Source organism: Halodurantibacterium flavum (assembly GCF_042681825.1).
Lineage (GTDB): Bacteria > Pseudomonadota > Alphaproteobacteria > Rhodobacterales > Rhodobacteraceae > Halodurantibacterium > Halodurantibacterium flavum.
The window spans coordinates 146113-166929 of the sequence record NZ_JBHUGH010000009.1; the positions used below are offsets into that span (position 1 = coordinate 146113).

A 20817-nucleotide genomic window follows, 5' to 3' on the forward strand; every position below is an offset into this window, starting at 1 on the left:
GATGGGGCGGCTAGGGCAGAACCTGATCGCGCAGGGCTATGCACAGGCGGTGACGATTGCGGTGCAGCTTGCGACCGCGCCGGTCCTGATCGCCGTCTGGGGGGCCGAGCGGTTCGGGCTCTGGCTGCTGGTCATGGTGCTGCCGTCGATGATGGCCTTCGGCGATCTTGGCTATACCTTCGTTACCAAGAACGAGATGACGATGCGCGTGGGCCGGGGGGCGCGGCGCCGTGCGCTGGTCCTTTACCAGAGCGTCCTTGCCCTGCTGTCGGTCCTGGGCGCGTCGCTGCTGGCGGTTTTGCTGCCCCTCCTGTGGCTCGTGGGCGGAGAGACGGGAGGCGCGCTGGCGCTGCTGGCGGTTTCGGGGGTGCTCTGGCCGTTTTTCCTGCTGATGGCGGCGGCGCTTCGGGCCGAGGGATATGCCGCCGAAGAGGCCGCAGCCGCCGCGACCGCCCGTCTGGCCGAGGCTGCGGGGATCGTCCTTGCCGCGCTCGCCGGGGGCGGGTTTCTGGCGGCCGCCGGGACGGTGCTGGCCTTGCGCATCGCGAGCGTCGGGCTGTTCGCGCTGCATCTGCGGCGGCGGGTGCCATGGCTGCGGCAGGGGTGGCGGCTGGCGCGACGGGCGGAGCTGCGCGCGATCACCCCCGCCGCGCTCGGGTATGTGACGGTGCCGCTGGGGCAGGCGGCGCTGTTGCAGGGGCCGGTCCTGATCCTCGGGTCGCTGGCGGGGCCGGTGGCGGTCGCGGGTTTTGCGGTGCTGCGCACCGTGCTGCGCCTGGGGACGGCGGGTTCGAACATGCTGACCCACGCCTTCACGCCCGAATACAGCCGTGCGGCGGGGCGGGGCGAGGGGGCCGGGTTCCGCGGGCTCTGGCGGCTTCAGGCGGGGCTGGTTCTGACAGGGGGCGTGGTCTTTCTGGCGCTGCTGCCGGGGGCGGTGCCCTGGGCCTTCGGGATGCTGGCACGCGGGGAACTGCGCTTTGACCCATGGATGGGCGCGGCCCTTGCCGCAGGTGTTCTGGCCGAAATGGTCTGGACGACGGCCCTTGCGCCCCTTGCCGCCGTCAACCGGCATCGCGGGGCGGGGGTCATCCTCTGTGCGCTGGCGGCGGCGGGGCTGGCCCTGGGGGCCGCGCTGGTGCCGGTTGCGGGCGCGGGGGGCATGGCCGTGGCGCTGGCCGTGGCGCAGGCGGGTATGGCCGGCGTCGTGCTGCGCGCGCTGGGGCGGTTCCTGCGCGACGTGCCCCGTGCCCAGCGGCCGAAACGCGTGGTTTTTCTGGGGCTTGCCACCTATTCCGGGACGGGCGGGTTGCAGCGGTTCAACCAGCGGCTGCTGGCGGCGCTGATGCGGGACGCAGCGGCCCGGGGTTGGCAGATGCGGGCGATCCTGCGCGGCGACCGGCCCTCGGACCTGCCGGCGGACAACGCGGCGATCCGCGTCTGGGGTCGGGCGGGGATGCTTTTGGCGCTGGCCCATGCGCTGCGGGCCGATGTGGTTTTGCTGGGGCATATCAACCTTTTGCCTCTGGCATGGCTGGCGCGGCGGCTGCGCGGGCGGGGCCAGCGGCTTATTCTTTTCGCGCATGGGATCGAGGTCTGGGGCGATCCGCGCCACCGCACCCCACGCCGGGCCGAGGGGCGGATGCTGCGCGCCTGCGACCGGATCGCGGCGGTGAGCCTTTATACCGCGCGGCGGATGGCGCGGGTTTATGCGATTCCAGCGGGCCGCTTCACGATCTTTCCCAACACGGTGGATCCGGTGCCGCCCCCTGTGGCCGTGCCGCGCGCGGGTCTTTTGACCGTGACACGGCTGGGTGCGCATGACGCCGACAAGCATGTGGATGCGGTACTGCGCGCGCTGGTCCATCTGCCGCAGGAACGGCTGACGGTGGTGGGGGACGGCCCCCTGCGCCCGGGCCTCGAGGCGCTGGCCGCCGATCTGGGGGTTGGGGCCCGTGTGCGTTTCGCAGGCCGCGTCGATGACGCGGAACTGGCGGCGCTTTATGCCTCGGCTGCGGTCTTTGTGCTGCCCTCGGCCAAGGAAGGGTTCGGCATCGTCTATCTGGAGGCCTGGGCCCATGGCCTGCCGGTGATTTGCGGCACGGGCGGCGCGGGTCCCGAGGTGGTGCGCGACGGGGTGGACGGGTTCGCGGTGCCGCCCGACGACCCGGGCCGGCTTGCGGAGCGGATTGCGCTGCTGCGGGACGATCCCGCGCTGGCGGCCCGCATGGTAGCGGCGGGGCAGGCCCGAATCAGGGCCGATTTCTCGCCCGCCAACCTTGACCGCAACCTGCGCGCCCTGCTGGAGGTGTCATGAGGTTCCTGCGGATCATCCCGAGCATTGCCGCCGAACAGGGCGGCCCGGTCGAGGGGATGCTGCGCAGCGCCGCCTGCCACGCCGCGCTGGGGCATGAGACCGAGGTGCTGAGCCTCGATCCGCCCGATGCGGCGCAGGTGGCGGGGCTGCCCCTTCACGCGCTTGGGCCGGTTGCGCGGCGATATGGCTATACGCCCACGCTGGCGGGGTGGATCGCCGCCAATGCCGGGCGGTTCGATGCGGCGGTGGTGCATGGGCTCTGGACCCATGCCTCGGTCGGGGGGGCGCGGGCGGCGGCGCGGGCGGGGTTGCCCTATGTGCTTTTTCCGCACGGGATGATGGACCCGTGGTTCCGCCGCACGGCGCCGGTCAAGCATCTGGCCAAACAGGCGCTCTGGTGGGCGGGGCAGGGGCAGGCGCTGGCGCGCGCCCACGCGGTTCTCTTCACCTCGGAGGAGGAGCGGCGCGCGGCCCGGGACGTGTTCATCGGCCCGCGCTACCGGGGGCGGGTGGTGGCCTATGGCGCCGCGGGCCCGCCCGGGGGGATGACGATGCCGGATGCACACCTCGCCGGCGGGCGGCCGTTTCTGCTGTTTCTTGGGCGGTTGCACCCGAAAAAGGGCTGCGATCTGGCGCTGGAGGGGTTTGCGCGGGCCGCGGCGCCGGGACTCGATCTGGTGCTGGCGGGGCCGGATGAGGCGGGGCTGGGCCCGGGCCTGATCGCGCGGGCCGCGGCGCTGGGGCTGGGGGGACGCGTGCATCTGCCGGGGATGCTGCAGGGCGAGGCCAAATGGCAGGCGCTGCGGCGGGCCGAGGCGCTTGTCCTGCCGTCGCATCAGGAGAATTTCGGGATCGTCGTCGCCGAGGCGCTGGCCTGCGGCACCCCGGTCCTGATCTCGGACAAGGTGAATATCTGGCGAGAGGTGCTGGCCGACGGCGCGGGGCTGGTGGCGCCCGATACGGTCGCGGGGGCGGCGCGGCTGATCCGCGACTGGCAGGCACTGGGCGGTGCGACGCGGGCCGAGATGGGCCGCGCGGCGCGGGCAAGCTGGGAGAGCCGCTATCGGATCGAGGCGGCGGCAGAAGCGCTGCTGGCCGTGCTGCAAGAGGTCGCGGGGGCGCGACATGTCACTGGCTGACGGCGGGCGCGGCGTGCTGGAGGGGCGGGCGACCTTCACCCTCGCGCATCGGGCGGAGCGGGCGCTGTTCCTGCTGGTCTGGGCGGTTCTGGCACGCTGGACGCCGCCGGGGATGGCGCGGTGGCGCGCGCTGATCCTGCGGGCTTTCGGGGCAGAGGTGGGGCGGGGGGCGCGGGTCTATGGCTCGGCCCGGATCTGGCTGCCGCGCAACCTGACGCTGGGCCCCGGGGCGGTGATCGGGCCGCGTGTCACGGTCTATTCCATGGCGGACATCCGGCTGGGGGCGGGGGCGGTCGTGTCGCAGGGGGCGCATCTGTGCTGCGGCAGCCACGACATCACCAGCCCCGGATTCGAGCTGAAAACCGCGCGAATCGAGATCGGGCCGGGGGCCTGGGTCGCGGCCGAAGCCTTTGTGGGGCCGGGCGTGTCGATGGGTGAGGGCGCGGTTCTGGGCGCCCGCGCGGTAACCTTTGGCGATGTTCCGGCATGGGAGGTCTGGGCGGGTAACCCCGCAAAAAGGTTGAAGAACCGGCCGAGGGAGGCGCTGCCGCAGGTCGCGCGGGATGCAGCCCCGGGTGCAAACGGTTAACCGGGCGTGCGCTGGATCAGGAACATCTTAACCACCCTGCGGCAGGTTGATCCCCGTGCCAGAGACCCGGAGCGCCCCATCCGGACCCCCGGCACGATCAACCTTAGCCGGAGGACCGTCATGATCGGACTGGGAACAGGAGCGACCGCGCTTGCGGTTCATGGCGCAAGCCGCCGTCACAGGTTGCGCAACCTCCGCCCGCCCGTGGTGGCCTGGGGCGACAGCCTGACGGCGGGCGCCGGTGCCACGGCGGCCGCGAGTTATCCGGCTGTGGCGCAGGGGCTCTTTGCCCCGCGACGGACCATCCTGAACGAAGGGATCGGCGGGCAGACATCGACCCAGATCGCGGCGCGGCAGGGCGCCGTTCCGATCCCCGTGACGCTGGCCGCGCCCATCCCGATGCGGCTGGACCGGGCGTGGGACTTCGCGGAAGGGCTGGGCGGCTGGCAAAGCCGGGCGGCTGCCAACCCGCCCGCCGTGGTGCGGACCGAAGGCAATGCGCTGGTGATCGAGGCGGTGGGGACACCGCAATCCGGCGCGCAGGTCTGGCTGGGAGAGACGCTGCCGGCGGGAACGCGCTGCACGCTCGACTTCGACATCGACATGGGCGGCAGCGGCTGGGTCGAGGTGGGGCTTGCCAATGCCCCCTCCGCCAGCCATCCGACGGGGGACTGGGCGGCATCGGCCGGGTTCTCGGTGGGCGGGCGGCGCAGCCTGAACCTGACGGTCGGCAGCGCGCTGAGCCAGACGGCGAACAGCATCCTGATCCTTGCCCATACCCGCGTCGGCACCTACCGGATCAGCAACCTGACCCTGACCGCCCATTCGACCGTCGCGGTGCCCGAAAAGGGGGTGAACGTGCTGGTCCAGAGCGGCGCGTTCACAGGGACCATCGCCGGCAGCATCGGCGGGATCGCGGGCGTGATGTCGACCGACGCGAGCGGGGCCTGGACTTTTACCCGCAGCGTGGCGGGGCCGGTCGGGACGGGCACGACCGGGGTCTTTCTGCCGGCCAAGGCCGCGACGCTGAAGGATCATACGGCCTGGATCTGGGCGGGGCGCAACAACTTCGGCGCGCCCTCGGTCGTCAAGGCGGATATCGCCGCGATGGTCGCGCATCTGGGGCACGACCGCTTTCTGGTAGGCGCGGTGCTGCCGAGCGCGAATGATACCGCATCGGGGGTGCAGACCATCGCGACCCTGAACGCCGACCTGGCGGCGGCCTATGGCGCACGGTTCGTCGACCTCGTGGCGGCGCTGCAGGCGGCGGGGACGGGCGCCGACGATGCCGGGGACGTGGCGGCAGGGCGTATCCCGCGCTCGCTTCGGTCTGACGCGATCCACCTTAATGCCGCTGGGTATGCGGTGGTGGCGACGGCCATGGCGCTGGCCGATGCCGCGTTGGAAGAGGGCGCCTGAGGGGCTGCGTCAGGTGCCGGGGGCGCGGGCGGCGATGCCCATCGCGCCAAGCCCCCAGGCGGCGATCTGCGGCACCAGCGCCGCCGCCGCCGTGTCGAAGGCCGAGACGATGTTGAGCGTGTCGGTACTGGCGGAAAGGGCAGTCGCCTCGAAGACCCGGGCGCCGAGGATGCCGGTGTCGGCCTCTCGCACCAGGCGGGCCGAGAGGCGGATGCGGACAAGGGCGCTGCGCCCGTCGGGCTGAAGCTCGGCCTGGAAATCGGTAATCTCGGACAAAAGCGCATAGTCGCCCGAGAGACCGAGCGGGCGGCGCCCGACATAGCGGAGTGCGCCCGTATCCTCGAACGCGCGGACGAGCTGGGTCTGCACGAGTGCGGGCGTTTCGTCGGACCAGCGGCCATCGGGCAGATACTGCGCCTGAAGCGGGTTCGGACGGATCAGGATGCGGTCGGTCGCCAGCGCGCCGCGGGTGGTCGGCTCCTCGATCACCAGATCGCGGGTCGGGCGGGCGCTGGCGACACCGAGGCTGGGCGCTGGCCGCAGGTCATAGACGTCGAGCGGATCGCTGCCGCTGAGCGCCGAGATGGCGGCACAACCGGGCAGCAGGGCAAAAAGCGTCAGGCCGAAAGCCGGAGAGAGCAGCAGGCGCATGGGCGATCCTTTCAGCGACGGAACTCGGGCGTCTGGCCCCCGAGGAAAAAGCGGGTGGGGTTACGCTCGATCTGGGTCGTAAGCCGTTCGAGCGTGCGGACAAGGCCGCGGGCCTCTTCGGCGAAACGCGTGTATTGCGGCAGGCCGCTGGTCGCGAAGGTCTGGACCGAGGCGCCCGAGGCGCGCACGACGGCCGCCACCTCATCGAAGGTGCTGTTCGCGTTGGCCAGCATTTCGCGCAGATCGGCGGTGGCGGCGGGGATGTCATCGGCCACCTGCGCAATCGCATTGTCGAGCCGCGCCATGGTCGCCCGCATGTCCTGCGCAAGCGCGGTCACATCCTCGTTGATGACGCGGTCGGCGCTGTCAAAGGTGCGTTCGGCGGTATCGAGCGTTTCCTCGGCGGCGATCATCGCGTTCTCGATCGCAAGAAGGGTGCTGTTCGCGTTGGCGAAGGTGGTGCTCGCGGTTTCCAGCGTGACGGAAAGATTGTCGGCCAGACCTTCGAGCCTGCCGGTAAAGCCGCCCAGATCCTCGGATATGTCGGTGATCGCGGCGCGGGCGGTGGCGCTGGTGGCGCGGATATCGGCAAGGATCAGCGGCAGGTCGGTTTCGGCCACCGCGCCAAGCTGGTCCATGAAGGTATTGGCGCTTGCCACGGCCTCGCGCGCCTCGGCGATCAGGGCGGTGCCGTCATCGGCCAGCAGTGTGTCGAAGCGGCCGGCGGCGGTGTTGATCGTGTCGAGCGTTTCGGTCAGCGCGGCGATCGCCTGATCGGCGGCGGCGATGGTCGCTTGCGCCTGATCGAGGCGGGCGGTGGCGGCGGCCCCGGTTTCGCTGAACTGCGTGAGCGTGCCGCGCGCATCGGCGGCCACAAGCTCGATCTCGCCGCGCAGGGTGGCGGCGGCCTCGGACAGGTTCGCGATCAGCACCTGAAGGTCGTTCTGCATCAGGCGCTGGCCTTCGGTAAAGGCGCCCTCGGCCGCGGTCAGGGCGCCGGTGCCTGCATCGAGCGTATCCTCGGCCCGGGCGGCGAACTGCACGAAGGCCTCCAGCGCGGTATCGGCCCGGCGCAGCGTGTCGGTCGCGACTTCGGCGATTTCGCCGAGGTTCGAGGTGAAATCCGCGATGTCGCCCACGGCGGTCGAGATGCTGTCGGTCACGCTCGAGATATCGGCGATTGCCTGTTCCAGCGAGCCGGAGGACCGTTCGACATTGTCGAGGATGTTCGAGACGCGCTGCTGGTTTTCGTCGCCCAGAAGCCGGCCGACCTGGCGCACGACCTCCACCGCCTCGGAGATGAGATCGGGCGCGTCCTCGGTCAGGGTCTGGAACACCGACCGCCCGGCACGGATCATCGGGATCGCCATTTCCGACACGTCCTCCAAGAGGGGTGCATCGGGGCTGCCGGATGTGATGGAGATGTAGGAAACGCCCGTAACCCCTTGGGATTCCAGTGTTGCCACGCTGTCCTCGCGGATCGGAGTATCGGCCGAGACCTCCAGCCGGACAAGGACGCGGCCATCGCCGCTGGGGTCGAGGCCCATGCTGACGACCTGGCCCACGGGCAGGCCGGAGAACCGCACCATGGCGGCATTGGCGAGCCCGGAGACGGATTCGAACCGCACGTCGTAATAGGCGAACTGGCGGTTCAGCTCGAACCGGGCGAACCACATCAGGAACAGCAGTATCCCGAGGAATCCCGCCAGCGTGAACGCCCCGACCAGAACGTAATTCGCGCGTGTTTCCATCCCGTCAGTCCCTTTCGTCCGGCGCGCCGGTAGCCTGCGCGGCACGGGCGCGGGGCCCGTGGAAATATTCATGCACCCAAGGGTGATCGACCTTGAGCATATCGGCCATGGTCCCGGTCACCAGCACTTTCTTTTCCGCGAGGACCGCGATCCGGTCGCAACAGGCGTGCAGCGTGTCGAGGTCATGGGTCACGAGAAAGACGGTAAGCCCGAGCGTCTGGCTGAGCTGCCGGATCAGGTTGTCGAAGGCGGTCGCCCCGATCGGGTCGAGCCCGGCGGTCGGTTCATCCAGAAACACGATATCGGGGTCGAGCGCCAGCGCCCGTGCAAGGCCCGCCCGCTTGCGCATCCCGCCCGAAAGCTCGGACGGGTAGTTCGCGCCGGCCTTGGGCGGCAGCCCCGCCAGCCCGATCTTCATATCCGCCAGTGCTGCGCGCAGCTCGTCCGACAGATCCTCGATGCCCTTGAGCGGGACCTCCACATTCTCGCGCACGGTGAGCGAGGAGAACAGCGCGCCGTCCTGAAACATCACGCCCCAGCGCATCTCAAGCTCGCGCCGGGTTTCGTCATCGGTGGTGCGCACATCGGTGCCCAGCACCTCGACCGAGCCCTCGGCCGGGGTGATGAGCCCGACGATGGAGCGCAGGAGCACCGATTTCCCGGTGCCCGAGCCGCCGACGACGCCCAGAACCTCCCCCCTCCGCACGTCGAGGTCGAGCCCGTCATGCACCACATGCGTGCCGAAGCGGTTCACGAGGCCACGTACGCGGATGGCCAGATCTTCCGTCCGGTCCCCGGTCACATGTCCACCCGCTGAAAGAAGATCGAAAAGAGCGCATCGGCCACGATCACCGTGAAGATCGCCGTGACGACCGAGCGGGAGGTCATCTGCCCGAGCGATTCCGCGTCCTGCTTGACCTTCATGCCGCCGTGGCAGCCGACAAGGCCGATGATGACCGCGAAGACGGGTGCCTTGATCATCCCCACAAGCAGGTGCGAGATGTCGATATCGAGAAGCCGTGTGCGGAACATGCCCGGGGAAATCCCGAGCTCTATCCAGGACATCAGCCCGCCGCCGATCAGCCCCATGAGGTTCGCGACCAGCCCGAGGATGGGCAGCATCAGGATGAGCGCCAGCATCCGCGGCACCAGAAGCGCATCGGCGGGGTCGACGCCCAGCGTGCGCATCGCGTCGATCTCCTCGCGCATCTTCATCGAGCCGATGGCGGCGGTATAGGCCGAGGCCGTGCGCCCCGCCACGATGATCGCCGTCAGCAGGATGCCAAGCTCGCGCAGGATCGAGACGGCGATCAGGTCGACCACGAAGACCTCGGCCCCGAATTGCTGAAGCTGTGCTGCGCCCTGAAACGCCAGCACCACGCCGATCAGGAAGGCCATGAGCGAGACGATGGGCACGGCCTTCAGCCCCACCTCATGGCAGTGAAAGACGATCGAGGTGATACGCAGGTTGTGGGGATGCACAAACGACCGGCCAAGCCGCGCAAGAAAGAGGCCGAGAAACCCCGCGAGCTCCACCTGATGCTGCCAGGCGCCCACCACCGCCTGCCCGAGATTGGCGAGCCGGTCGGTCAGGCTGAGGTGCCCGTCGGCCGGGGGCGCATCTTCGGGAAAGGTCTTTTCCACGGTTTCAAGCAGCGCCGCGCGACGCTCATCGAGGCCGGAAAGCTCCAGTTCGTCGCCTGTTCCCTGCCGCTGGCGCCGCAGGTCCGCCAGCACCCAGGCGCCCGAGGTATCCATCCGGTCCACGCCCGACAGGTCGATCCGGCCCGAGACATCCTGCAGCGCGTCGCGCAGCGCCTGTGCCGCGTGCAGCGTCAGGTCGCCGGTCAGGACGATCGCACCGTCTTTTTCCCGGATTTCAAAGCTGTCGGCCACGTCACCCTGCACGCCTGTCCTGCCGCCCCCTTTGCATCAGCGCGCATCTAAGCGCATCGGTGGCGGCAGGTCCAGCGCAACTCAGCGCCAGCAATCGGCCGGGACGCGGCGTAGCGTGATCTCCTGCCCCTCGGCATGACCGGTGCCTGCGGTCCAGCTTGCGACCTCGGCCACGGGCGCATCGGGGTCGGTGCAGGGGATCGCGTTGCGCGCATAGCTGAGGTAAAGCACCGTCCCGTCGCGGTCGGCGGGCAGCGGGTAGATCAGCGCGTAGTGATGCGGCACCGGGTCGGTCTGCGGCACGGCAAAGATCTGTGGCCCGCCCTTGCGCGTGCGGTAGAACAAATCGGCCAAAAGGCCCCGGTCATGGGCGACGATCACATCGCCCCCCGCCGCCCGGGTCGCCTGCAATGCGCGGGCGCTGATCTCCGCCTGGCCCAGATGCCGGCGCAGCAGCAATTCGCCATCCGGGCGGCGCAGGTCAGCGGCCTGGGTGATCGCGATGGGCACGGCCAGCGCGATGAAGCCGTTCAGGATCAACGACAGCTTCATCAGGCGCGGCGCGCGATGGGCCAGCCAGTCCACCGCCAGCACCGTGCCCGCCACATAGGCGCCCACCGCCCAGTTGGCATAGGCGCGCGACAGGAAGGCCTGAACCGTCACCGCCACCAGTGCGGGCAGCGCCAGCAGGACCATGGCGCGGATGTCCTCATCCTCCCACACCCGCTTGGGGCGCAGGAACTGGATCAGCATCGCGGCAAAGATCACCGGCCCGGCCACCGCAAACTGTTCGAGCACAAAGCGCAGCGCCCGGTCGGGGTGAACCTGCGTCCCCTGCCAGTCGGCGTTGTCGGCCGTGTGGCGCAGCGTCGCCATGTCATGCTGCAGGTTCCACCAGATGTTCGGCGCGACGACGATGGCCGCCACGATCACCGCGACCGCCCCGTCGCGGCGCCCGATCCGCCAGGTCGGCACCAGGATCGCCACCAGCGCCAGCCCGATCCAGGCATAGGACATCGCGTATTTCGACATCATCCCCAGCCCGAGGCAGAGCCCGAGCAGGAGCGCGAGCCCCAGATGCGGCCCGTGGCGCAGCTTGGACCAGATCGCGAGACTGGCCGCGATGAAGAAGAGCATGGGCGTGTCGGTCGAGATCAGAAGGCTCCCGACCGCGACGACCGGCAGCGTCACATAGCTGATCGCGGCAAGGGCTGCGGCGCGCAGCTCGAACACCTCTTCGCCGAGGATCAGGATCATCACCGCCGTCAGCCCGTGCAGCACCGGCAGCGACAGGCGCAGGCTGAACGCGCTTTCCGACCCGGTCAGGAAGGTCGTGGCACGGATCAGCCAGCCGATGCCCGGGGGCTTGGAATAATGACCAAAGGCCATTTCCCGCCCCCAGAGCCAGTATTGCGTTTCATCGACAAAGAGGTCGATCCCCGCATAGGGCAGCAAGAGGATGCGCCAGACCGTGATCCCGAGAATCGCGATCAGCGTCAGCGCCAGCCATTGGCGGTCAGTGCGCGTGTCGTTTTTCAGCATGGATCAGCCAGAGGTTCCTCGAATAGATGATGACGCCCGCGCTCTGGCCAAGGATAAAGACCGGATCGGCCCGGTAAAGCGCATAGCTGAACAGAACCACCCCCCCGGCGAGCGAGAAATACCAGAAGGCCACCGGGATGACCGAGCGGCGCTGCTTTTCCGAGGCGAGCCACTGCACCAGAAAGCGCGCGGTGAACAAAAGCTGCCCTGTCAGGCCGATCACCACCCACCAGAATTCCCCCCAGCCGCTGACATGCAGGATCGACCAGAGATGTTCGACGCTCATGCCATGTCTCCTTGTGCATCGGGCGCAGGCCCCGTCGTGGGCGTGGTCAGTTCCACGGGCCGCACCGTCTTGCGCCGCCGCAAGAGCCAGGCGACCCCGATCAGGTCATGGATGCCGACCAGCGCCCGCTGAAGGTTGTTGTAGTTCGAAATTCCTGCCTGTCGCGGCCGGTGCGTCACGTCCACATGCGCGATCTGCCAGCCATCGCGGGCGAAAAGCGCGGGCAGGTAGCGATGCTGGTGGTTGAAGAACGGCAGGTCCAGATAGGCCTCGCGCCGGAACGCCTTGAGCCCGCAGCCCGTGTCGCGCGTCCCGTCCCGCAGCACCCGCGCCCGCAACGCGTTCGCGAGCCGGGAGGCGAGCCGCTTCGACAGCGTGTCCTGCCGCCCCTGCCGCTGGCCCGCCACAAGCGCCAGCCCCGGGGCCGCGTCGGCCGCCAGAAGCGGCGCAAGCAGCAGCGGCAACTGGTCCGGCGGGTTCTGCCCGTCCCCGTCCAGCGTCGCGATCACCGGCCCCCGCGCCGCGCGCACCCCCGAATGCACCGCCGCCGACTGCCCGCCCGAGCGTTCATGCCGCAGGACGCGCAGCCAGGGCCGTGTCGCGGCGAGGCTCAGCGCCGCGGCCTCGGTCCCGTCCGTCGATCCGTCATTGACCACGATCAGTTCGAACGGCCCGAGCGGCGCGCAGGCGGCCCCGATCCCGTCCACCAGGGCGGCGATATTGCCCGCCTCGTTCTTCATCGGGACGACGATGGAAAAGCGTATCACGTCCGGCACTCGCGCTGATTGTTCTGCGCGGGGCTTATCCCGTCAGGCATGGCGCATCAAGGCAAAGGATCGTATCCGCGGGATTTCGCCGAAGCCGGGTGGGGCAGCAGACCGCGGACCGGGGCCGCGCATCAGGGTCGCGAAATGGCAGCCCGTAGGGGAATCGAACCCCTCTTTCCAGGTTGAAAACCTGGCGTCCTAACCGATAGACGAACGGGCCGCGCTTGGCGTGAGCGGGCTTTTAGGGGAAGGAAAAGAGGAGATCAAGGGGGATTTGGAGAGCGAGGCGAGAGAGGACGGGGAGGAGCTGAAGCGCCGTTCCGGTGGCGATCAGGACCAGGCCGATAAGCGCCCCGCGAGAAGCGGCGAGGAGGTTTTGCACCATGGGGAGGCGCAGTTGTTCTTCTTTGGTCGCGCCGGAAGCGCGGGACTGTCCGATCCTGGTCGCATCTTCCTCGCGCAGGATCACGCTCCACGCCGCCCACCCTGCCCCTGCCAGCGTCAGTATGAGGCCGATGGCCGTCAGCAGATCCGATAGCCACGCTTCCATGGTGGTCCCCGTTTGAATGCATCTCGAGAGAGGATGCGGAACGGCCACATCAAGCGCAAGCCATCGACACGGCGTCCGGGTTTCGGCGCGAATATTTCAGCTTTTCTGGAAAAACCTGGCAGCCCGTAGGGGAATCGAACCCCTCTTTCCAGGTTGAAAACCTGGCGTCCTAACCGATAGACGAACGGGCCGCGCTTGGCGTGAGGCGGCTTTTAGGGCAGGGCGCGGGGGCGTGCAAGAGGGATTTTGCGCTTTTCGTGACGGTTCTTGCGAGGGGCGTAGGGGGCGGGGCGGTGCCTTGTCTGCCGGCCACGACCCGCGGTCCGGGGCAGGGGCGCGCGCGCGTCCCGCGTCGGCGACAGCCTGCGGCACTTGCGTCCCGCGGCCACGCGCGCGCCGGGCTCAGGCGCGGGCGGCGTCCTCCAGCCGCAGTTGCACGCGGTTGCGGCCGCCCCAGCTGTTGATCTCCAGCCGGCCCGCGATGTGCAGGCGACCGGCGCCGCCCTGATCCAGCAGGGGGCCGAGCGGGCAGTCGAAGGCGCCGAAGCAGACCGCGTCGAGCCGCGCCCCCATCCCGTCCGTCACCGAAAAGCGCAGATGCTGTTCCCCCATCCGCCGCTGCCCCGTCACCGCCACATCGGCAAAGGCAAAGCGCGGCGCGGCGGCCCCGGCGCCAAAGGGGCCGGCGGCCTCGATCTGTTCGACCAACGCGGGTGTCGCGGCGCCCGGCATCAGCAGCGCATCGAGCCTCAGGTCCTGCGGGCCAATGCTGCCCGCCCCCTGCCGCGCCAGCAGCTCTCCCAACCGCTCCATCGCGTCTGGCAGGCGGGCGGCCTCGACCGTCAGGCCCGCGGCCATCTTGTGCCCCCCGCCCTTGAGGAGCAGCCCCTCGGCTGCAACGCGGTGGACGGCGGCGCCCAGATCGACCCCGCTGACGGACCGGCCCGATCCCTTGCCGATGCCGTTTTCCAGCCCGATGACGATGGCGGGCCGGTTCGTCGCCTCTTTCAGGCGGGCGGCGACAATGCCCACGACACCGGGATGCCAGCCCTCGCCTGCCGCCCAGACCAGCGGACCGTCAAGCCCGCGCGCCTCGGCCTGGGCCATGGCCTCTTGCCGGACGCGGGTCTCGATCTCGCGCCGTTCGGCGTTGAGTTCATCCAGACGCCGGGCCAGCGTCTCGGCCTCGCGCGGGTCGTCGGTCGCGAGAAGGCGCGCACCAAGATCGGCCTGCCCGATCCGCCCGCCGGCATTGACCCGGGGCCCCAGCAGGAAGCCGAGGTGATAGGCGTTCGGCGCCGCATCCATCCGTGCGATATCGGCCAGCGCGACAAGGCCGGGACGCTGCCGCCCCGCCATCACCGTCAGCCCCTGCCGGACCAGCGCGCGATTGACGCCGATCAGCGGCGCCACATCGGCCACCGTCGCCAGCGCCACCAGATCGAGCATCGCAAGGAGGTCGGGGCCCTGCACGCCTTCGGCCCTGAGCTGGCGGTTCGCCTCGACCAGCATCAGGAAGACGACGCCCGCGGCGCAGAGATGGGCGAGGCTGCCATCCTCATCCTGCCGGTTCGGGTTTACAACGGCCAGCGCGGGCGGCAGCGTTTCCGCGCCCAGATGGTGGTCGAGCACGATGACATCGGCGCCCTGCGCGGCGGCGATCGGATCATGGCTCAGCGTGCCGCAATCGACGCAGATGATGAGGTCATGGGCGGCGGCGAGCGCCTGCATCGCGGGGACGTTCGGGCCATAGCCTTCGTCGATCCGGTCGGGGATATAAAGCGTCGCCTGCCGTCCCATCCGGCGCAACCACACGATCAGGAGCGCCGCCGAGGCACCCCCGTCCACGTCGTAATCGGCAAAGACGGCGATCCGCTCACCGCGCCGGACGGCGGCGAGAAAGCGTGCGGCAGCCCGGTCCATGTCGCGCAGCACCAGCGGGTCCGGAAGCAGGTCGCGCAGCGCGGGCGCCAGAAAGCGTTCCGCATCCGGCACTGCCACGCCCCGCCGCACGAGCGTGCGGCAGAGCGCGCCGGGCAGGCCCGTCTGCTGGGCCATGGCGTCGGCAAGCCGTTCTTCCTCCGGGCCCGGGCCGATCCAGCGCCGCCCGAGCGCCGAGGATTCGACGCCCAGAAAGGCGCGGCCGCTCACTTGGCGGGCGTGCGGTAGGTCATCCGGCGCACCGATCCGGTCTTGGACCGCATGAGCACCGTCTCCAGCGTGAACCAGCCGACCTCGCGCCGGATGCCGGAGAGGATCGAGCCGTCGGTCACGCCGGTTGCGGCAAAGATGACGTCCTGCGTCACCATCTCGTCGCGGGTGTAGATACGGTCGAGATCGGTGATGCCGGCGCGGCGGGCGCGGTCGCGTTCATCGTCGTCGCGGAAGGTCAGGCGCCCCCACATCTGCCCGCCCATGCATTTGAGCGCGGCGGCCGCCAGCACCCCCTCGGGCGCGCCGCCCGAACCCATATACATGTCGATGCCGGTTTTTTCGGCCTCGGCGCAGTGGATGATGCCCGCCACGTCGCCATCCATGATCAGCCGGATCGCGGCGCCGGTCGAACGGATCTCGGCGATCATCCCCTCATGCCGGGGGCGTTCAAGGACGCAGACCGTGATATCTTCGGGGTCGCAGTTGCGCGCGGCGGCGAGGGCACGGACACGCTCGGCCGGGCTCATGTCGAGGCTGACGACATCCTTGGGATAGCCCGGACCGACGGCGAGCTTGTCCATGTAGACGTCGGGCGCGTGCAGAAGCGTGCCGCGCGGCGCCATTGCGATCACCGTCAGCGCGTTCGGGAAATCCTTGGCGGTCAGCGTCGTGCCTTCCAGCGGATCGAGCGCGATATCGACCGCAGGCCCTTTGCCGGTGCCCACATGTTCGCCGATATAGAGCATCGGCGCCTCGTCCCGTTCCCCCTCGCCGATCACCACGACGCCCTCGATGTCGAGCATGTTGAGCTGGGTGCGCATCGCATCGACCGCAGCCTGATCGGCCGCCTTTTCATCCCCCCGCCCGACGAACCGCGCCGAGGCGAGCGCCGCAGCCTCGGACACACGGGCAAGGCCCAGCGACAACATGCGATCATGGAATTCTACGGGAGCAGTCATGGGCAGTTTCCTCTGGTTGCTTGGGTTCTGGTCTTCAGACGGCTTCGATCCGGATCGCGACGGGCTCTCCGATCACGACGCCGGTGGCGGCAAATCCCTTGAGGGCGTGGTCGATGGCATCGCGCGTCGTCTTGTGCGTGACAACCAGAACCGGCGCGCTGCTGGCGTCATGCCCATACTGGCGCATCCGGTTGATCGACACGCCGGCATCGCCGAGCGTCGCCGCCACCTTGGCCAGCGCGCCCGGTTTGTCCACAAGCGTCATGCGCAGGTAATAGGGGGCGGGCACGGCGCCGCGTGCGGGGAAGGGTTCGGCAAGGCTCGCCGCCGGCTGGCCGAAGGTGGGCAGCCTGATGCCGCGCGCGATGTCCATCACATCGGCCATCACCGCGCTGGCGGTCGGTCCTTCGCCCGCGCCGGGACCGCGCAGCACGACCTGGCCGACGCTGTCGCCCTCGAGCACGACCATGTTGGTGCCACCCTGCAACTGGCCCAGCGGGCTGTCGGCGGGGACGAGGCAGGGGCTCATCCGTTGCTCAAGCCCCCGGCCCGTCATCTGCGCGACGCCCAGAAGCTTGATGCGATAGCCCATGTCGGCGGCGTGGCGGATATCCTCGATCGCGATGCGGCGGATGCCCTCAAGCTCTACCGCGTCAAAGCAGACCCGGGTGCCGAAGGCGATGGCGGCCAGGAGCGACAGTTTGTGGCCCGCGTCGATGCCGTCCACGTCGAGCCTCGGATCGGCCTCCAGATAGCCGAGCTGGCGGGCTTCCTCGAACACCGTCTCATAGGGCAGGCCCGCGCTTTCCATCCGCGTCAGGATGTAGTTGCAGGTGCCGTTCATCACCCCCATGACCCGCGTGAGGGTATTGGCGGCCAGCCCCTCGGTCAGGGCCTTGACGACGGGGATGCCGCCCGCGACAGCGGCCTCAAAGCGGATCACGCGGCCCGCGGCCTCGGCCGCCTCGGCCAGCGCCGGCCCGTGATGGGCCAGCAGCGCCTTGTTCGCCGTCACCACGTCCTTGCCGGCGGCGAGCGCGGCCTCGGTCGCGGCCTTGGCGGGGCCGTTGTCGCCGCCGATCAGTTCGACAAAGATGTCCACGTCATCGCGGGTCGCCACGGCGGTCGCGTCGTCTTCCCAGGCGTAACCGGACAGGTCGACGCCCCGGTTGCGCATCCGGTCACGCGCGCAGACCGCCGAAATGGTGATCGGGCGCCCGCTGCGGGCCGCGAGCATTCCGGCGTGGTTCTGGATGATGCGGACGACCCCTGTTCCGACGGTTCCCAGGCCAGCGATGCCAAGGCGCAGGGGTTCGGACATGGGGCAGTCTCCGCGATCAGGAAAGATGTGCGAGGTTGTTAGCCGTTTGCGCGGCGGGGCGCAACGCAGCAGGTAGCTATGGCAACGCGGGTGACGGTGTGCCCAGCCTCTCCCGGTCGAGACGCTCCCGGTCGAGCCTTTCGCGGTCGGCGGGGTCGAGGACGGGGCGGCGCAGCGCGGCGCCTCGGTTGCGCAACGCCTCGGCCCGGTCGGCAAGCCCCTCGGTCGTCGTGGCGTCGATGGTCAGGGCCGCGGCCTGGGCCGTCACCTGATCCAGCGGCACGAGCGCGGGATATTCGCCATTCGCGCCACAGGCCGAGAGCAACAGGAGAAAAAGGGCAGCGCGCGGCATGAAGGGTCCCGTCTGACAGTCGTGCCGACCATATCGCCCGTGCCGCGCGGGGGAAAGCCGGTTGTGCTGAACGCCCGTTCAGATAATCTGCGGCCCATGGCACGGAAATCCGGCTCACATGCGGAAATCACAGGTCCCCGGGTGCGGGCGGCGGCGCTGCGGCTCTTTGCCCGGCAGGGTTACGCGGCGGTGTCGATGCGCAGCCTTGCCGCCGAGGTGGGCGTTCAGGCCGGTGCGCTTTATGCCTATACGCCGGACAAGCAGAGCCTGCTGTTCGACCTGCTCAAGGCGCATATGGATGAATTGCTGGCCGCCTGGGCCGAGGCACCCAAGGGCGCGGACCCCCTGGCGCGGCTGGAGGCGTTCACCCGGTTCCACATCCGCTTCAACCTCGAACGGGCCGATGCGGTCTTCATCTCCTACATGGAACTGCGCAACCTGGAGCCCGCGAATTTCCGCGCGATCGAGGCGTTGCGCGGCAGCTATGAGGCCGAGCTTGAGGCGATCCTGCAGGCGGGGCAGGACGAGGGCGTCTTTGCCGTGCCGGACACGAAACTCGCCACGCTGGCGCTGATCGCGATGCTGACGGGTGTCACGACCTGGTACCGCGAGGGCGGACGGCTGAGCCGCTCGGATGTCGGCCAGATCTATTGGGACATGGTGCGCAAGGCCGTCGGGGCCTGAAAGGCGCCGACGAAATCCGCCGATAGATCCGCCGGCTGTGGATTTCCCGTTCATCTTCCGGCACTAAGGTGGCGGTATGGGGCCGGGGATGACCAGAGGCCGGGACAAACAGAGGAAGGACACACCGATGATCGTCGCAGGAGAGCCGAGTTTCCGCGAATCCGTCGATCTCATGTTCAACCGCGCTGCGGCGCTGATGGATCTGTCGCCCGGGCTGGAACAGAAGATCCGCGTCTGCAACGCGACCTATACGGTGCGGTTCGGCGTCCGGCTGCGCGGCAAGATCGAGACCTTCGTCGGCTATCGCGCTGTCCATTCGGAACATATGGAACCCGTCAAGGGCGGCATCCGCTATGCGCCGAACGTCCATCAGGACGAGGTCGAGGCGCTGGCCGCGCTGATGACCTACAAATGCGCGCTGGTGGAAACGCCCTTTGGCGGATCCAAGGGCGGGCTCTGCATCGACCCGCGCCAGTATGACGAACATGAACTGGAACAGATCACCCGGCGTTTCGCCTACGAGCTGATCAAGCGCGACCTGATCCATCCCAGCCAGAACGTGCCCGCCCCGGACATGGGCACGGGCGAGCGCGAAATGGCCTGGATCGCCGATCAGTACGCGCGGATGAACACGACCGACATCAATGCCCGGGCCTGCGTTACCGGCAAGCCGCTGCATGGGGGCGGCATCATGGGCCGGGTCGAGGCGACGGGGCGCGGCGTGCAATACGCGCTGCGCGAGTTCTTCCGCCACCCCGAGGATGTGGCGAAGGCCGGGCTCTCGGGCACGCTCGACGGCAAGCGGGTGATCGTGCAGGGGTTGGGGAATGTGGGCTATCACGCGGCCCTGTTCCTGTCGCAGGAAGACGGGGCCACCGTCACGGCGGTGATCGAGCGGGACGGCGCCATCGTCGATCCCGACGGCGTCGACATCCCGGCGCTGCGTGACTGGATCGCGAAACACGGCGGCGTGCGCGAATGTCCCTTTGGCACCTATGTCGAGGATGGCGCGAAACTGCTGGAGGCAGAATGCGACATCCTGATTCCGGCGGCGCTGGAAGGGGTCATCAACCTGACGAATGCCGAACGGATCAAGGCGCCCCTCATCATCGAGGCCGCGAATGGCCCGATCACCGCCGGCGCGGACGAGATCCTGCGCAAGAAGGGCTGTGTGGTGATCCCCGATCTTTATGCCAATGCCGGCGGCGTGACGGTGTCCTATTTCGAATGGGTCAAGAACCTGAGCCATATCCGGTTCGGCCGGATGCAGCGCCGCGCCGAAGAGGCGCATCACCAGCTGCTGGTGGATGAGCTTGAACGCCTCTCGTCCGACAAGGGTCTGGGGTGGGAGCTTTCGCCCGACTTCAAGCGCCGCTACCTTCAGGGCGCGAACGAGATCGACCTGGTGCGCTCGGGCCTCGACGACACGATGCGCACCGCCTACCAGTCGATGCGCGAGGTGTGGCATTCCCGCGAAGAGGTGAGCGACCTGCGCGTCGCCGCCTATATCGTCGCCATCGACCGGGTGGCGCGCAGCTACCGGTCCAAGGGGCTCTGAGGGCTTCGGATACGCAAAAGGCCGGGTACTGAACCCGGCCTTTTAACGATCTGGTCACGTCTGGTGGGGGCAGGGATCAGTGATGCGGTTCCGGCTGCATCATCCCCAGGACGTGGAAACCGCCATCGACGCGCACGATCTCTCCGGTCGTGTGGGCGCCGTAGTCGGAGGCGAGATAGACCGCCGTGCCGCCCACCGAGTCGAGCGTCGCGTTCGTGCGCAGCGGCGCGTTCGTTTCGGTCATGCGATAGGTCGTGCGCGCGCCGCCGATCGCCGCCCCCGCCAGCGTCTTCATCGGGCCCGGGGAAATGGCGTTGACCCGGATCTTTTGCGGGCCGAGGTCATTGGCCAGATAGCGCACCGCCGATTCCAGCGCCGCCTTGGCCACACCCATCACGTTGTAATAGGGCGTGACGCGGTTCGACCCCTGATAGGTCAGCGTGAGCAGCGTGCCGCCATCGGGCATGAGTTCCGATGCCCGCCGCGCCACGTCGATGAAGGAGTAGCAGGAGATGTCGAGCGAATTGCGGAAATTCGCGCGGGTCGTGTTGATGAAGCGCCCGTGAAGTTCGTTCTTGTCGGAATAGGCGATGGCGTGAACGACGAAGTCGAGCGTGCCCCATTCCTCCTTCAGCCGGGCGAAGGCCGCGTCGAGCGAGGCTTCATCCGTCACATCCGCATCGACGAGGATCGAGGACCCGACCGAGGCGGCCAGCGGTTCGACCCGCTTGCCGAACGCCTCACCCTGATAGGTGAAGGCAAGCTCTGCCCCTTCGGCCGCCATCGCCCTCGCGATGCCCCAGGCGATCGAGCGGTCATTGGCGACCCCCATGATCAGCCCGCGCTTGCCCTTCATCAGTTCCGCCATGGCACTGTCCCTCG

General features: G+C 69.0%; 19 protein-coding genes and 2 tRNA genes. 6 read left to right on the forward strand and 15 right to left on the reverse strand.

Annotation, left to right across the window (positions count from 1 at the left end; genetic code table 11):
- Nucleotide 1: 1 nt before the first annotated feature.
- The 4 genes from ACFSGJ_RS11340 (at nucleotide 2) to ACFSGJ_RS11355 (ending at nucleotide 5464) form a co-directional block, all read left to right on the forward strand.
- The gene (locus tag ACFSGJ_RS11340) at nucleotides 2-2317 is read left to right on the forward strand and encodes a glycosyltransferase (RefSeq protein ID WP_390261603.1); all 2316 of its coding nucleotides are present in this window, start codon (nucleotides 2-4) and stop codon (nucleotides 2315-2317) included.
- Nucleotides 2314-3456, forward strand: a complete 1143-nt coding sequence (locus tag ACFSGJ_RS11345) for a glycosyltransferase (RefSeq protein WP_390261605.1) — start codon at nucleotides 2314-2316, stop codon at nucleotides 3454-3456. The genes ACFSGJ_RS11340 and ACFSGJ_RS11345 overlap by 4 nt, the downstream gene beginning before the upstream one ends.
- Nucleotides 3443-4045 carry an LbetaH domain-containing protein gene (locus tag ACFSGJ_RS11350; protein ID WP_390261606.1) on the forward strand — a complete coding sequence of 201 codons (603 nt, stop codon included), beginning with the start codon at nucleotides 3443-3445 and terminating at the stop codon, nucleotides 4043-4045. The genes ACFSGJ_RS11345 and ACFSGJ_RS11350 overlap by 14 nt, the downstream gene beginning before the upstream one ends.
- Nucleotides 4046-4165: 120 nt before the next feature.
- Nucleotides 4166-5464, forward strand: coding sequence for a hypothetical protein (locus ACFSGJ_RS11355; protein ID WP_390261608.1), 1299 nt, complete (start codon nucleotides 4166-4168; stop codon nucleotides 5462-5464).
- A 9-nt stretch (nucleotides 5465-5473) separates the two neighbouring features.
- On the opposite strand, the gene ACFSGJ_RS11360 is transcribed toward ACFSGJ_RS11355, so the two are convergent.
- The 14 genes from ACFSGJ_RS11360 to ACFSGJ_RS11425 all read right to left on the reverse strand — a co-directional run bounded on the left by ACFSGJ_RS11360 (nucleotide 5474) and on the right by ACFSGJ_RS11425 (nucleotide 17693).
- On the reverse strand, nucleotides 5474-6115 hold the full coding sequence (locus tag ACFSGJ_RS11360) for an ABC-type transport auxiliary lipoprotein family protein (RefSeq protein WP_390261609.1): 642 nt from the start codon (nucleotides 6113-6115) through the stop codon (nucleotides 5474-5476).
- Between the two features lie 11 nt (nucleotides 6116-6126).
- Nucleotides 6127-7866, reverse strand: coding sequence for an MlaD family protein (locus ACFSGJ_RS11365; protein ID WP_390261611.1), 1740 nt, complete (start codon nucleotides 7864-7866; stop codon nucleotides 6127-6129).
- A gap of 4 nt (nucleotides 7867-7870) precedes the next feature.
- Complete coding sequence (locus ACFSGJ_RS11370) at nucleotides 7871-8668, reverse strand: ABC transporter ATP-binding protein (protein WP_390261613.1); 798 nt, start codon at nucleotides 8666-8668, stop codon at nucleotides 7871-7873.
- Entirely contained in the window at nucleotides 8665-9774 is a 1110-nt protein-coding gene (locus ACFSGJ_RS11375; RefSeq protein ID WP_390261615.1) for an ABC transporter permease, read from the reverse strand. The genes ACFSGJ_RS11370 and ACFSGJ_RS11375 overlap by 4 nt, the downstream gene beginning before the upstream one ends.
- A gap of 69 nt (nucleotides 9775-9843) precedes the next feature.
- Nucleotides 9844-11304, reverse strand: coding sequence for an ArnT family glycosyltransferase (locus ACFSGJ_RS11380; protein WP_390261616.1), 1461 nt, complete (start codon nucleotides 11302-11304; stop codon nucleotides 9844-9846).
- Nucleotides 11279-11590 carry a lipid-A-disaccharide synthase N-terminal domain-containing protein gene (locus tag ACFSGJ_RS11385; protein WP_390261618.1) on the reverse strand — a complete coding sequence of 104 codons (312 nt, stop codon included), beginning with the start codon at nucleotides 11588-11590 and terminating at the stop codon, nucleotides 11279-11281. The genes ACFSGJ_RS11380 and ACFSGJ_RS11385 overlap by 26 nt, the downstream gene beginning before the upstream one ends.
- A complete protein-coding gene (locus ACFSGJ_RS11390) occupies nucleotides 11587-12366 on the reverse strand; it encodes a glycosyltransferase family 2 protein (RefSeq protein WP_390261619.1) in 780 nt (259 codons plus the stop codon). The genes ACFSGJ_RS11385 and ACFSGJ_RS11390 overlap by 4 nt, the downstream gene beginning before the upstream one ends.
- A 136-nt stretch (nucleotides 12367-12502) precedes the next feature.
- Nucleotides 12503-12577, reverse strand: a tRNA-Glu gene (locus tag ACFSGJ_RS11395).
- Nucleotides 12578-12598: 21 nt separating this feature from the next.
- Nucleotides 12599-12907, reverse strand: a complete 309-nt coding sequence (locus ACFSGJ_RS11400; protein ID WP_390261621.1) for a hypothetical protein — start codon at nucleotides 12905-12907, stop codon at nucleotides 12599-12601.
- 116 nt (nucleotides 12908-13023) lie between these two features.
- Nucleotides 13024-13098: transfer RNA gene (locus ACFSGJ_RS11405), tRNA-Glu, on the reverse strand.
- 211 nt (nucleotides 13099-13309) lie between these two features.
- Nucleotides 13310-15058, reverse strand: a complete 1749-nt coding sequence (gene recJ / locus ACFSGJ_RS11410) for a single-stranded-DNA-specific exonuclease RecJ (RefSeq protein ID WP_390261623.1) — start codon at nucleotides 15056-15058, stop codon at nucleotides 13310-13312.
- Nucleotides 15055-16020, reverse strand: a complete 966-nt coding sequence (gene glpX / locus ACFSGJ_RS11415) for a class II fructose-bisphosphatase (protein ID WP_390261625.1) — start codon at nucleotides 16018-16020, stop codon at nucleotides 15055-15057. The genes recJ and glpX overlap by 4 nt, the downstream gene beginning before the upstream one ends.
- 34 nt (nucleotides 16021-16054) lie before the next feature.
- Entirely contained in the window at nucleotides 16055-17341 is a 1287-nt protein-coding gene (locus ACFSGJ_RS11420) for a homoserine dehydrogenase (protein ID WP_390261627.1), read from the reverse strand.
- A 76-nt stretch (nucleotides 17342-17417) separates the two neighbouring features.
- Nucleotides 17418-17693 (reverse strand): hypothetical protein, encoded by a 276-nt coding sequence (locus ACFSGJ_RS11425; protein ID WP_390261628.1) that lies wholly within the window; start codon nucleotides 17691-17693, stop codon nucleotides 17418-17420.
- A 96-nt stretch (nucleotides 17694-17789) separates the two neighbouring features.
- Between ACFSGJ_RS11425 and ACFSGJ_RS11430 the strand changes: the two genes are divergently transcribed.
- Nucleotides 17790-18377 (forward strand): TetR/AcrR family transcriptional regulator, encoded by a 588-nt coding sequence (locus tag ACFSGJ_RS11430; protein ID WP_390261630.1) that lies wholly within the window; start codon nucleotides 17790-17792, stop codon nucleotides 18375-18377.
- 127 nt (nucleotides 18378-18504) lie between these two features.
- Entirely contained in the window at nucleotides 18505-19935 is a 1431-nt protein-coding gene (locus ACFSGJ_RS11435) for a Glu/Leu/Phe/Val family dehydrogenase (RefSeq protein WP_390261632.1), read from the forward strand.
- A gap of 76 nt (nucleotides 19936-20011) precedes the next feature.
- Here ACFSGJ_RS11435 and ACFSGJ_RS11440 read toward each other — a convergent pair whose 3' ends face one another.
- Nucleotides 20012-20803 (reverse strand): enoyl-ACP reductase FabI, encoded by a 792-nt coding sequence (locus ACFSGJ_RS11440; protein ID WP_390261633.1) that lies wholly within the window; start codon nucleotides 20801-20803, stop codon nucleotides 20012-20014.
- Nucleotides 20804-20817 lie beyond the last annotated feature (14 nt).